Raw genomic sequence first — 13,593 nt, forward strand, 5'->3', positions numbered from 1 at the left:
GGTTTAGGTCAATTGCGGCAGAACCAATAAGGGAAGCTCGGTATTGAATGCCATTTTCCTGATGACCGGTTCATGCAGTAAGGTGTCGAAAAAACCATGTTCGGTTTTTAGCAGTGCGAGCATCGCTATTCGTGGGTTTGCTTTTTCGAGTTTGACCAATGAAGAAGTTACCGACAGGTCCATTTGCGTTTCGATAAAGTCATGGTTTATTTCCTTTAAACCGCTTTTCAGCACCTTTTTGTTTCGTTGCTGTTCTTCATCCAAAGATTTCTTCGATAAAATATGTACCACCGATACTTTAGCGTCCCATAATTTGGCGAGTTTGATCAAGCTTGATAATTCATCGGTACTGAATCGGTGTCTGTAATCGTTCGCTAAAGCAACTTCTTCGGGCGCGGTAAAATGATATTCGGCCGGAACGGTGATAATTGGGCACGTATTCAACTGTTTGATCACATTGACCGCATTACTTCCCATAAAAATATTTAAAATGGAAGAAACCCCTTGGGTACCCATAATAATATAGTCGGTCGCTAAGTCTATGGAGGAAACGTTCAATGCATTGACCAAAGAATCGATGACAAAGACGGGGGTAAAATGGTGTTCGGGATGTTGTGCCTTTTTGTTTTGGTCGTCTGCCAAAACATGCAGGTCTTTTTCCATTTCAACCTTGCTTTTAGAACCGGAAGGGGCGTCATGATACGCATGTAGTAAATAAAAGTTGCATGCTTCCTTTGCAAATAGGTGTACTGCGTAGTCCAATGCGCATTGGGCATTGTCCGAAAAATCTGTGGGTAATAGGATTTTATACATTTTATGGTGCCATTTATCGGTGTCTAATTTAGTTGGAGAAATGGTTAAATTATATGATACCGATCAGTATCGGCATAACTTTTTTCGTTTGAATCTATCAATTACCTTAAATTACATGGCTGCTTTTTACGATTGGAGATGCGGTAATTTATCCGTGGTCTTTTGTTTTAAGGGTGTGGGTACTTTTGGTACAGTACCACATCCAATAAGGTGAACCATAGGATAAACAATAGGAAAGTGATTTTTTGTATGACCGGAAGAAGCGAAATGTAATACCCCGATTCATAAACCAGGTAATTGATCAAAAAGACCAGAATACAAATAATACCCAATTTGAAGATAAACGAATGTTTTGTCCTGTGCAGTTCGATCGAACAGGTAATCAAGGCAATGACCCCAAGGATGCCGGCTATACGTACGATGTTATCATGGTTGCCGAAGGCCAGGAAAGAAATGGTGGATAGCGATAGGAGTCCCGATACCTTCATTATTTTTTGATTGAAGCTTTTTCTTTCGAACAATTTGGGCAACTGGTACCAAAGCCAGAACAAACCAAGAAATAGGGCCGATAAAGCCATTATGGCATAGGGTCGTGCCGTATTTATAGCACCATTGATGGCATACTTGTCTAGCATATCGCATAGGTAATTATGCCAAAGACTGAATCCTTTTTGGTGGGGTATGTACCATGAGCCTCCAGGGTAAGCTATGCTTGCCAGTGTATAGAATAGGATGAATATAACAATGCCCAGTATGGGAATCAAAGCTGGGAACCGGTGACGTTTGCCGTATGGAAGTTTTCCGGTCATTTCATGGTAAGGGTCTATCCGGTTTCCATGGCAGGGTCGAGCTAAGTATACCCAGGGGTATGGCATCACATAAAATCACCTTTGCACCATGGAATTACGGCTTTGGAAGATAAGCAATCTTCATTAAGGTCAAAATGATTGGAGTCAGGTGGATTTTTACGGGTATTCTTCAGAAGATACGGGCAAGGCAACATTTGGAACGGCCTATGGGTATAGGGATAAAAAAAAGGACTGGCATATCTCAATGTACCAGTCCTTTTTTGGTATCACTTCAATCAAAGCCTTTGCTGAAAGGAAAAGTAGAACATTTATACGGGTTCTATGTGTGATTGTATGGTGATACCATATATGGCCGCTAAGGCATTACTGCTTAGAAGCCTTTGTTGTTAAAATGAAAAAACAGGAAACCGAGGCTTCCTGTTTTCCATAAAGAACGAAAATTCATCGATATTATTTATCAATCTGTTGAATCACCTTAATACTAAAATGATTTAAGCAATTGAACAATAACCCAATTTCATTCTATTCCCTACTATGACCATCATTGCCTTGCGACCATGACCATCAATTTTTTAAAAGAATCCGGAACATTGAAATATTCCGGATTCCTTGAAGATGTTCTCGTTACCGATTATTGATCCTTCCATACTGCATCAAATCCATAAATAAATTCGATTTAGATTTGGGATACGTGTTTCGGTTATTGAAACTTCTTCTTTTTCCATGGATTTTAGTATCCCCACGAACTAAAATCCAAGAATGTATTTTTTCAAAGAACGTAACTTAGAATGCGAATATAAGACCCTCTATCGGGGTTTGAAATGACCTAGGTCAGTTTGGCTACATTTTAAAGGAAAAGAAACCGGAACACCTAGATGTCCCGGTTCCCAAGAAGTGCGTTTCCCGTCTGAACTACACTTACACTGACCCTACTTCAAATTTATCGCTAAACCCAAACAAGGATTCAAATGGTCGAACAGATTTGTCCACTTCTTTTTCAATAGGGTCTCGCATTTCCCCCTAAAAGACCCTTTTCCTTTTCAAAGAACTGATTTTAAATCGTGGAGCTAATATATAGTGCTGAACAAGGTTTTAAAATGACCTAGGTCAGTTTGGTTTTTTTTCTTTCTTTTCCACCGTATTTTTCAATACCCATTCGTAAAGTTTATCGGCATCTTCCTTATTGCAAAGTTGTGTTCCCGGGTGTAATGTTGCCGCTGTACCGCAGGCTACCCCATATTTTATGGCCTCACTCAGCGATTTATTCGTTTGAAGGCTATAAATTATTCCGGCTACCATGCTATCGCCGGCACCGATGGTACTTTTTTGGTGTACCGTTGGGGCGGGTATATGTTCTATACCACTTTCATGGGCCAAGAGCGCCCCTTTCGCTCCCAATGAGACGACCAATACCTTGCATTTATAGGTTTCCAGGAACTTTTTGGCCAATGTTTCGAGTTCGATCACCGATATGGAAGGAACATCCATGATCGTGCTTAACTCCCCCAAATTGGGCTTCATAAGATAAATATTCGCTTTCATACTCGGTAGTAGGGCCACACCGGAAGTGTCCAATATGAACTTGGCCTTTTTATTATCGGCGATTTTTGAAATTTCCACATAGAAATCGGGGGGCACTTCCAAGGGTAGTTTGCCACTTACGACGAGAAAGTCGTTGTAGTTCACTTTTTCCTCCAAATAGGCCAAAATTGAATTGAGTTCGTCTTTATCGACCTTGGGGCCAGGAACCCCGAATCGATATTGAAGCTGGGTGTTCGTATCGGTTACCGATAGGTTCTCTCGGGTCCATCCCTCAATTTCAATGGCCTTATGGGCCATTTCTTCCTGGGAGATCAATTGTCGTAAATGGGTGCCCGTAGGCCCCCCAGCCAAAAATACACACAAAGAACTCCCCCCAAGTTTCTTTAAAGCCCGTGAAACATTGATTCCTCCGCCGCCAGCATAATACATGGGGGCGGCACACCTCAATTTTTTATTGGGGACAATTCCTGCAACGGATGTATCCTTGTCTACGACGGGATTCATGGTGAGGGTGATGGTTTTCTGCATTTGATGTGTTTTAAACTCCTTTATTAAGAACAACCGGAAAGCCAAGGATAACCTTGGTTTTCGTGAAATATATCCAGGTAGATCGTGTGTAAAGTTCCTTGTCTTTCATTGGTTTAACAATGATACAGGTCAGTTGCCCAGCTCACCTTGGTGCAAGTAGGGTAATGAGTGCCGATGATGGGGGACGGACTTGCGGTACGTGCTGATTCATATCATTTCAAAATAATTAGGATAGCAATACCTTGATCATGTAGGGTCAAAGTCATTTCCATATGACCCCAAAAGGTAAGCATCCCCGGTTCATGGCATGGGCCAGTGAGGTGTCTTGGTTTTATGGGACTACGATCATAAGGGATTGAAAAATAATACAACATAGTATGCAGGGGTCATTGCAAATAGCGAAAGTATCCGGAATAAAGATCATGGTGCATTGGACATTCCTGTTCATCTTGGTGTGGGTGGTGTTTTTGGAGATTGAAAAAGGGGGTACCATCCAAACGGTGCTTTTCAACCTTGCCTTTATCCTGATGGTGTTTTTCTGTGTGATCTTACATGAATTGGGGCATGGACTAATGGCGAAATATTACGGCATTAAGACCAGGAAGATAACCTTATTGCCCATCGGGGGTATTGCAAGTTTGGATGAGTTGCCCGAGAATCCAAAACAAGAGCTGATGGTATCGCTTGCCGGTCCCCTAGTGAATTTGGTCATTGCCGTAGTCTTGTATTTTGTGATCCCGGTCCAAAATATTTTGGAATTGCATATTGCCGAATTGATCGAAGAGTTGGGCAAGCTTACTTTGGGAAATTTCCTTTTCTACGCCTTTGTAGCGAATTTGAGTCTGCTGTTTTTTAACCTAATCCCTGCTTTTCCCATGGATGGGGGTCGAGTTTTACGGGCGTTGCTCGCTATGAAGACCGATCGGGTAAAGGCAACCCAAATTGCAGCGAGTATTGGTCAGTTGATCGCTATGGTTTTTCTGCTGTTGGGCATGTTGTTCAATCCGTTCCTGATTTTGATCGCCCTATTCGTTTTTTTGGGTGCCTATGGTGAAAATAAGATGGTACAGCAATTGTCGCTGCTCAAAGGGCATACCGTTAAAGAAGCGATGCTTACCCAGATTACCTTTGTACAACCCGATGACCCCATCGAGAAGGTTGTGGGACTCATTCTTTCAGGAACCGAAAAGGATTTTATCGTCACGGAAAATGACAAACCAGTGGGGGTTTTAACGAATGCCAGCATTATCAAAAATGCCAAAAATAAAAAAGAACAGGTGCGTGCCATCATGGATACTGAGTTTAAGACCATGAATTGGAACGCACCGCTCAAAGAGGTATTTCGGACCATTGATGTAAAGAAAGCCTATTATTTTCCCGTGCTCGACAATAGGGGGCAACTCGTTGGTGCCATTGATATGGTGAATATCAATGAATTTATCCTTTTACAATCCAAATTGGACTATTGATCATAGGTGAAAAGGGCGATGTACCCTTTAAAGGAAAATGCCGGTAGGTCTTTGGTTAAATCCCTGGAGGTGATACAGGTCATTCCGTGAAAAGTCTATCCTATGTACTTTGGTGGGATTAATCATAAAACATAATTTATCATGGGAGTATTAAAAGTAATTGAAATTTTGGGAAATTCTACGGTCAGTTTTGAAGATGCCGTAAGTAATGTGGTTAAAGAGGCTTCAAAAACAGTCAATGACATCAGGTCGGTCTATGTAAAGGACATGCATGTCACTGTTAAGAACAATAAAATTGCTGAATATAGGGTAAACACCAAAGTCAGTTTTGGAATAAAACAAGATTGAATGGCTATTCAGCGATAAAGATCTTTCAAGGCATATTTAAAAAGTTGAATGTGCCTTTTTAATTTTTATACAGCTTTATCCCTAGGATGGGATTTTCAATGTCCCGTGGAAAATTTTGTTCGCCAAGGGTAAGGTCATTTATTTTTCCGGGTGTCGGTATCTTTTGAAGTATTGGTCTTTTCGAGCCATTGAATGGCCTCTTCATCGGAAACCTGTGGGAATTCCCCATAAAACTGACCAACTGCCCTAAAGTTTACAGGTTCATATAGGCAAATGACCTCATCGACATTAGGGCTCGATTTCAATAATTGTAAACCCGAGCTTGGTGCTACCGGAATGGCTACGATAATTTTCGAGGGCTCTTGTTTTTTGACCATGGCAATGGTAGCCAATAAGGTGTTTCCGGTGGCTATCCCATCATCTACGATAATGATCGTTTTGTTCTTAAGATCCTGGGGCGAAGTATGCCGATAATACTGTCGGTATCTCGTTTTTAGGATTTCCCGGATACGGGAGGTTTCCTTCGAAATGTATTCCTCGGAAACTGTTACGTTGTCCGCGACCACAATATCTTCAAGGCTTACAGCCCCTATGGCAAATTCTCTTTGATAGGGGTGGCCGATTTTTTTGGTCAAGGCTACGTCCAATGGGGCATTTAAGGCCTTTGCGACCATGGCTCCAATAGGAAGCCCTCCCCTAGGAATGGCCAATACGATCAATGGCCCATTTTTATAGGGCAATAGTTTCTCGGCGAGTTTTGTACCTGCTTCTATCCTATTTCGGAACATTGCTTTCGATTTTTTTGGGCATAAGATGTTCTACGAACCAATTTGAGGATATTAGGGCAACCTCCTGTAGTTTGCCCGGCTCCTCAAATAAGTGGGTGGCCTGTTCAATGATTTTCAGTTTTCGGGGACAGTTCAAGTTCTGATAGGCCTTTTCGTTCAATGTTATGACCGCCTGGTCCAAACTCCCTACCACCAATAAGGTGGGGGCCTTTACCGTAGTTAGATCCTCCAAAGCCATATCGGGCCTGCCACCCCGCGAAACCACCGCTTTTATATCGTTTCCTAAAGCTGAAGCCGCCCTTAAGGCCGAAGCCGCTCCCGTACTGGCGCCAAAATAACCGATTGGCAAGTTTTTGGTGGTAGGTTGCCGTTGTATCCATTTTGTCACCTTGATAAGACGTTCTGTAAGTAAATCGATATTGAATCGGTTTTCATAGCTACGGTCTTCTTCCTCGGTCAAGAGATCAAAGAGTAAGGTGGCCAAACCTTTTTCCTGTAATAATGTGGCTACGAAATTGTTTCGTGGGCTTTTATGGCTACTTCCACTACCATGGGAGAAAATCACCAGGCCAATCGCGTTTTGGGGAACAACCAGTTTCCCTTTTAATTCGATATCCTTCAGGATGATGGATATGGATTTGTCGATTTTGGAGGTCTCAGTCATGATTGAAAAATTTATTGTTATGGGCCTATCGGATTTTTGTGCGGCCTTGTTGAAAATGACATAGGTCAAAAAAAATCGTTCTTGGCTTGTGTTTTTTAAAGTATGTGCTGTTCAATGAAGTTTTTCTTATGGAAACTTAGCAGTGGTACCTGACTTTGCGAATTCATCCGTTTCACCAAATCCCGATGGCTAAGATCCTTGATAAGACTGTACCCTTCCCGTTCTAGCATCACCACCATATCCGGGGCTATTTCATCGATATAGGATCGTAAGGTTTCAAAGACATTTTTTCCGTAGCGCAAATCAAATTGGATGTTATCATAATCGACTTTATGGCGTAGCATATCCTGGAACCATTTCATTTGGTCTTCACTGGTATTCGTGTCCCTTGAGGAAATATGGACAAGATGTAATTCAGCTTCCAGGGGTTCTACCAAGCGGATCATTTTTTCAATGGTGAAAATATCGGTTCCCTCGAAGTCCGTAGCATAAACCATTTTATCAATGCCTTGGAAATCGGCATCATTTGGGACTGCCAAGACCGGACAATGGGACGTACTGATCAATGCTGTGGTCGTGCTGCCCAATAGGGACTCCCTTAAACGGTTGCCTCCTTTGGTTCCGACAACAACGAGATCGGCCTTGGTCTCAATGGCATTTTTAGTGATGATCTCATGAATGGGTTTTCCTTCATCTATTTGGTAGGTGATGTTTTGGTCCTCGGATAGGTGCTCCAAATGTTCTGCACAGAAGGCCAATAACCGTTCACGATGTTCGGCAAAGGCCCTTACTTCCCTCCGTGAATAGGTGGTAGATACCGTACTGGCCAATGTAATCGGCAATTCGAACACATGAAGAACAACGAGCTTGGCTTGCAGTTCTTGACTTAGGGCATGGGCAAAACGTAGGGCTGCCACGGATTTTTTTGAAAAATCAGTGGCATATAAGAGCGTCTTCATCTTTACTTTTTTAATTGCCTAAAAGTAGGGCCGCCCGCACTTCCTCCAAATGATGTGTATCAGTCAAGCGCCATAGACCAGGATGATGCAGGTCATTTGGCAGCTCATATGCACCGATTACCTTTGCATTGTGATAGCCGCTTGGTATGGATTGATAAAGTAAAAAAAGCGTCATGGAAAATACGGATAACTTACTTCGGGAAATTGCGAAATTGACCACCAAGATGGAAACCGATTACCCTGAACTATATCGTTATTTAGACGAAACACCGATTACGTTGCCCATCGAATTACATCCTAAAATAGATAAGAATGAATTGGAGGGTTATCTGGATAGTTTGCAGGAATTACTGCGTAATTATTTGAAATCGCATAAAAAGGTCAACGGAATAACTTAACGACATGGGGGAAATAGCTACATCGGAAAGACAGATTACCTTGTTTTGCAATTCCAATTCAAGTAGGGCGAAACAGACCTTGGCTTTTGCCAAGGCGGAAGGGTTGCCCATCTTGGTGGTCGATATGCTCAAAACCAAAATAACGGGGACCCAAATCTCGGAATTAGCGGACAGATTGGGGGTTGAGATCAGTGAATTGGTCAATCAGGAACATCCTGCCTATATCAAGAAATTCGCTCAACATGATTTTTCTTCTGAGGATTGGATAAAGATGATACAACACAACCCTACGATCATGAAACAGCCGATTGCCTTACGCGGGAATATTACCATTTTGGTAGAAACCCCATCGGATATCATTAAGATTTAGGCATTTGTACGGTACGCTAAGGGAGTCCTTCGGGGTTCAACATTATTTCTGTTTCCTTGCTGGCTGCGCCCATAAGGGAATGGCACAGTTAGTCCATATAAGTAAGGTGGAGGTAGGTCAAAGTAATTCCCCTAATATGGTAACCAAGGTTAAGTGCCCAGAGCCGACTGTTCTTCTTCATACCCATTATCCATGGCACTTGGGGGTGGTTTGCGATATGTAGCTTGTAGATCGGGGGCAAAGATCTCGATGCGGTGATAATGTCCTTCAAAGGAATCCCATTCCCACTGCTTACTAAAAATTTCGCAAATGATTTTGCGTAATTCAAATTATTCGCGTTCCATAAAGGGGATAATCCAAAAAAACGACCGAAAAAATAGCATAACCATATAATTCAGTGAGGGATTGGAATTATTTACGAAATCGCTTTCGAGAAATCCATCGGCTTACAACTACTCCTGAAACCGTAATAAAACCACACCTTTTCATGTCATGAACATCGTAGTCCATGTTTTTGTGCAAAGCACCTTTTGGTGCCAAAAGGACAATGTTTTCAATTCAACGAAACTTTATAATACATTTGAGAAAGGTGTGGCTCTTTTTTTACCGAGCTCATATGCAAAAAACCAGCTAAGCTATGTATTATTTAGGATTGGATATCGGTAGTTCTTCAATAAAAGCCGCATTGGTCGATGGTGTTACAGGGAAGCGCATCGGGGTTGTGCAAGAGCCAGAAACCGAAATGGGGATGTTGGCCATCAAGAATGGTTGGGCGGAGCAAGAACCGAATGATTGGTGGAAACAAGTGTGTGCGGCCATCACCAAACTCGGGGACAAGTACGAAATCCCGAAATCAAAGATCACGGGTATCGGTATATCGTATCAGATGCACGGATTGGTTTTGGTAGATAAAGAAGGCATGCCCTTAAGGCCCTCGATCATTTGGTGCGATAGCCGTGCTGTTGAAATTGGGCATAAGGCCTTTGAAGAAATCGGGGAGGAGAAGTGCAATACGCATTTGTTGAATTCCCCATCAAATTTCACGGCCTCAAAACTAAAATGGGTAAAGGAGAACGAACCCGATACCTATGGGAAAGTCCATAAATTCATGCTTCCCGGGGATTATATCGCCTATCGGTTCTCGGATAAAATGACTACGACGATCTCCGGATTGTCAGAAGGTATTTTCTGGGATTTCAAGAATGATGAAATCGCCGATTTTCTATTGGATCATTATGGTATTGAAAAATCGATGGTCCCGGATATTGTCGAAACTTTCGGCCTACAATGTTCGGTGAGTGAAACCGGGGAAAAAGAAAGCGGCATACCCGCAGGTACGCCCATTTATTATAGGGCCGGGGATCAACCCAACAATGCGCTTTCCTTGAATGTGTTCAATCCTGGGGAAGTGGCCGGTACAGGAGGTACTTCAGGGGTTTTTTACGCAGTCACGGATAGTCGCTCTGTTAAGGAAAGTTCCCGGGTGAATAATTTTGCCCATGTCAACTATAAAAAAGGGGCTGTCCCCAGAATAGGGAAATTGTTGTGTATCAATGGGGCCGGAATCCAATATCGATGGCTGCTCAACAATTTGGATGTTGGATCCTATACCGAAATGAACGATTTGGCATCGGCAATTCCTGTAGGGTCCGATGGGGTATGCATCATCCCTTTTGGTAATGGGGCCGAACGTATGCTGAACAATAAGGAAGTGGGTTCGCGAATAATGAATATCAACCTTAATAACCACGGTAAGGCCCATATGTGTAGGGCGGCACTGGAAGGAATCGCTTTTTCATTCGTATATGGTATGGAGATTCTTAAATCCGATGGGATCAAGATCAAGGTATTGCGTGTAGGTAATGATAATTTGTTCCGATCGGAAATATTTTCAAATACCATTGCAACCTTACTTGACCAGGATATAGAAATATACAATACCACGGGTGCCATTGGGGCGGCAAGGGCCGTTGGGCTGCACGACGGTGATTTTGGGAAATTCGGGTCCACTATCATACAAAATGATTATGTAAAGACCTTTAAGCCCCATAAAGACAAGACCGCCTATGAAAGGGCATATAAAAACTGGAAAGAAGAATTGAAAATAATATTAAATAAATAAGATCATGACATTGATAGGAAATAAGGAATACTTCAAAGGAATTGATGAAATCAAATTTGAAGGAAAGGAATCGGACAACCCATTGGCATTCAAATATTATAACCCTGGGCAGATTGTGGCGGGTAAGACCATGCGCGAACATTTTAAGTTTGCCATTGCATACTGGCATACCTTCTGTGGGCAGGGTTCGGACCCTTTTGGTCCTGGGACCCAGAATTTCCCATGGGACAAAGCTTCCGATCCCTTGCAAGCGGCCAAGGACAAAGCCGATGCGGCTTTTGAGTTCATCACCAAAATGGGTTTTGATTACTTCTGTTTCCACGATTACGACCTGATCCAAGAAGGGGCGACTTTTGCCGAATCGGAGCAGCGATTGGCGGCCATAACCGAATATATAAAGGAGAAGAAAGCGGCATCAGGGGTAAAATTGCTTTGGGGTACCGCCAATTGTTTTTCCAATCCGCGATATATGAACGGTGCTGCTACGAACCCCGATTTCGATGTGGTCGCTAGGGCAGGGGGACAAATAAAATTGGCCTTGGATGCTACCATGGCCCTTGACGGTGAAAACTATGTTTTCTGGGGTGGTCGCGAAGGTTATATGTCATTGCTTAATACCGATATGGGCAGGGAATTGGATCATATGGGGCAATTTTTGGCCATGGCGAGGGATTATGCCCGTGCACAAGGTTTCAAAGGGAATTTCTTTATTGAACCCAAGCCCATGGAACCCATGAAACATCAATACGATTTTGATTCGGCAACCGCCATAGGGTTCCTTAAGGAATATGGATTGGATAAGGATTTTAAGATCAATATCGAAGTGAACCACGCTACTTTGGCCCAACACACTTTTCAACACGAAATGGCCGTTGCGGCAAAAGCCGGAATGCTAGGTAGTTTGGATGCCAATCGTGGAGATTATCAAAACGGATGGGATACGGATCAATTCCCCAATAACATACAGGAGATCACGGAAGCCATGTTGGTATTCCTAGAGGCCGGAGGGCTACAAGGGGGAGGGGTCAATTTCGATGCCAAGATAAGAAGGAATTCTACCGATATGGAAGATGTTTTCTATGCGCATATCGGTGGGGCCGATACGTTTGCAAGGGCCCTTTTGACCGCGGATAAGATCATTTCTTCCTCCGATTACAAAAAGTTGCGTACTGAGCGGTATGGTTCTTTCGATTCGGGCAAAGGCAAGGATTTTGAAAACGGCAAGTTGGCGTTGACCGACCTATACGAATTGGCAAAGAACAATGGTGAACTGCAGTTGAGAAGTGGTAAACAGGAATTGTTCGAGAATATCATCAACCAATACATTTAACATAAAAAAAGTTATCCATGAAAGAATCGATTAATTCCCTTTATTTATTGCGATTAACGGTGGTGGCTACACTGGGAGGACTTCTGTTCGGTTATGATACCGCTGTTATCTCGGGAACGGTAAGTTCATTGGATAGCTTTTTCGTAATGCCTTTTGGGCTAGACGAAATGAACGCGAATGCCCGGTTGGGACTTGTCGTGTCCAGTGCCCTTATAGGATGTATACTAGGGGGTATATTTGGAGGGGTGGTCAGTAAACGGTTGGGACGAAGGAACGGACTTATTTTAGCGGCTATTTTATTCTTGCTGTCGGCTTTGGGTTCCGCAATGCCCGAGCTGCTGATACGACCCATTGGCGATGGCGACCATACCTTTATCTATATCTTTATCCTATATAGGATATTAGGCGGTGTCGGGGTAGGTCTGGCCTCAATGCTTTCTCCGTTGTACATTGCTGAAATTGCCCCCGCCAAAAGTCGGGGAAAGTTGGTGTCTATGAACCAATTTGCCATCATTTTCGGTATGTTGGTGGTTTATTTTGTCAACTATTATATTTCGTTACAGGGCGACGACACTTGGTTGAATAGCGTAGGATGGCGTTGGATGTTCGCCTCGGAGGTGATCCCGGCTTCCTTGTTTTTGATCATGTTGTTTTTTGTGCCCGATACCCCTAGGTCATTGGTATTGAAATCAAAACCGGAAAAAGCCCTTGAGGTGTTGATCCGGGTGAATAATAAGGAGAATGCAGAACAAATATTGCACGAAATCCAGAATACGGTAACCAGCCAATCGGGTAAATTATTTTCCTTTGGGATAGGGGTCGTCATTATCGGGGTTTTACTTTCGGTGTTCCAGCAGTTCGTAGGGATCAATGTGGTACTGTACTATGCCCCTGAAATATTCAAGAGTATGGGATCGGGAACCGATGTCGCCCTCATGCAGACCATTATCGTAGGGGCGGTTAACCTGATTTTTACGGTATTGGCCATTTCAACCGTTGATAAGTTCGGTAGAAAGCCCTTGATGATCATAGGGGCTATGGGAATGGCATTGTCGATGTTCGCCTTGGGCACCACCTTCTATGTTGAGTCCGTGGGTATCGGTGCACTCGTTTTCATGTTGTGCTATGTGGCCAGTTTCGCGATGAGCTGGGGCCCTGTGACTTGGGTGCTGTTATCGGAGATATTCCCGAATAAGATCCGGGGAAAGGCCATGGCCTTTGCCGTTGCGGCCCAATGGATATCCAATTACCTCGTGTCATGGACCTTTCCGATGATGGACAAGAACAGCTATTTGCTCGAAAAATTCAACCATGGATTCTCTTATTGGGTATATGGGGTCATGGGTTTATTGGCCGTCATAATGGTGTGGAAATACGTACCCGAAACCAAAGGGAAGACGTTGGAGGAAATGGAAGGAATGTGGAATAAAGACTAAAATGTTTATATTGACAT

The 13,593-nt window shown here is 43.1% G+C and carries 13 protein-coding genes; 7 read left to right on the plus strand and 6 right to left on the minus strand.

Translation table 11 applies throughout. From position 1 onward, the window contains the following. Positions 1-3: 3 nt before the first annotated feature. The 3 genes from PHU20_RS11940 to PHU20_RS11950 form a co-directional block, all read right to left on the minus strand. Positions 4-813 carry a universal stress protein gene (locus PHU20_RS11940; protein ID WP_274825601.1) on the minus strand — a complete coding sequence of 270 codons (810 nt, stop codon included), beginning with the start codon at positions 811-813 and terminating at the stop codon, positions 4-6. Between the two features lie 167 nt (positions 814-980). Next, positions 981-1,622 carry a hypothetical protein gene (locus PHU20_RS11945; protein WP_274825602.1) on the minus strand — a complete coding sequence of 214 codons (642 nt, stop codon included), beginning with the start codon at positions 1,620-1,622 and terminating at the stop codon, positions 981-983. 1,107 nt (positions 1,623-2,729) lie between these two features. Then, positions 2,730-3,692: a 1-phosphofructokinase family hexose kinase gene (locus tag PHU20_RS11950; protein ID WP_274825603.1), complete on the minus strand. Its 963-nt coding sequence runs from the start codon at positions 3,690-3,692 to the stop codon at positions 2,730-2,732. A 377-nt stretch (positions 3,693-4,069) separates the two neighbouring features. On the opposite strand from PHU20_RS11950, the gene PHU20_RS11955 reads away from it, so the two are divergent. Both PHU20_RS11955 and PHU20_RS11960 read left to right on the plus strand, forming a co-directional pair. Next, complete coding sequence (locus PHU20_RS11955; protein ID WP_274825604.1) at positions 4,070-5,161, plus strand: site-2 protease family protein; 1,092 nt, start codon at positions 4,070-4,072, stop codon at positions 5,159-5,161. Positions 5,162-5,302: 141 nt separating this feature from the next. Then, complete coding sequence (locus PHU20_RS11960) at positions 5,303-5,509, plus strand: dodecin family protein (RefSeq protein ID WP_274825605.1); 207 nt, start codon at positions 5,303-5,305, stop codon at positions 5,507-5,509. A 134-nt stretch (positions 5,510-5,643) separates the two neighbouring features. Here the strand turns inward: PHU20_RS11960 and PHU20_RS11965 are convergent, their stop codons facing one another. The 3 genes from PHU20_RS11965 to PHU20_RS11975 form a co-directional block, all read right to left on the minus strand. Continuing rightward, positions 5,644-6,297, minus strand: a complete 654-nt coding sequence (locus PHU20_RS11965; RefSeq protein ID WP_274825606.1) for a phosphoribosyltransferase — start codon at positions 6,295-6,297, stop codon at positions 5,644-5,646. After that, a complete protein-coding gene (locus PHU20_RS11970) occupies positions 6,284-6,961 on the minus strand; it encodes a dienelactone hydrolase family protein (protein ID WP_274825607.1) in 678 nt (225 codons plus the stop codon). Before PHU20_RS11970 ends, PHU20_RS11965 begins: the two co-directional genes overlap by 14 nt. A 95-nt stretch (positions 6,962-7,056) precedes the next feature. Beyond that, complete coding sequence (locus tag PHU20_RS11975; RefSeq protein WP_274825608.1) at positions 7,057-7,920, minus strand: universal stress protein; 864 nt, start codon at positions 7,918-7,920, stop codon at positions 7,057-7,059. Positions 7,921-8,093: 173 nt separating this feature from the next. Between PHU20_RS11975 and PHU20_RS11980 the strand changes: the two genes are divergently transcribed. From PHU20_RS11980 to xylE, 5 genes are all read left to right on the plus strand, one after another. Then, on the plus strand, positions 8,094-8,318 hold the full coding sequence (locus PHU20_RS11980) for a hypothetical protein (protein ID WP_274825609.1): 225 nt from the start codon (positions 8,094-8,096) through the stop codon (positions 8,316-8,318). 4 nt (positions 8,319-8,322) lie between these two features. After that, positions 8,323-8,688: an arsenate reductase family protein gene (locus PHU20_RS11985; protein WP_274825610.1), complete on the plus strand. Its 366-nt coding sequence runs from the start codon at positions 8,323-8,325 to the stop codon at positions 8,686-8,688. Positions 8,689-9,325: 637 nt separating this feature from the next. Further along, a complete protein-coding gene (locus PHU20_RS11990) occupies positions 9,326-10,810 on the plus strand; it encodes a xylulokinase (RefSeq protein ID WP_274825611.1) in 1,485 nt (494 codons plus the stop codon). Between the two features lie 4 nt (positions 10,811-10,814). Further along, positions 10,815-12,140: a xylose isomerase gene (xylA, locus tag PHU20_RS11995; protein ID WP_274825612.1), complete on the plus strand. Its 1,326-nt coding sequence runs from the start codon at positions 10,815-10,817 to the stop codon at positions 12,138-12,140. Positions 12,141-12,157: 17 nt separating this feature from the next. Further along, entirely contained in the window at positions 12,158-13,576 is a 1,419-nt protein-coding gene (gene xylE / locus PHU20_RS12000; RefSeq protein ID WP_274825613.1) for a D-xylose transporter XylE, read from the plus strand. The last annotated feature ends 17 nt before the right edge of the window (positions 13,577-13,593 follow it).

This window comes from Maribacter polysaccharolyticus, from assembly GCF_028882255.1.
Taxonomy (GTDB): domain Bacteria; phylum Bacteroidota; class Bacteroidia; order Flavobacteriales; family Flavobacteriaceae; genus Maribacter_A; species Maribacter_A polysaccharolyticus.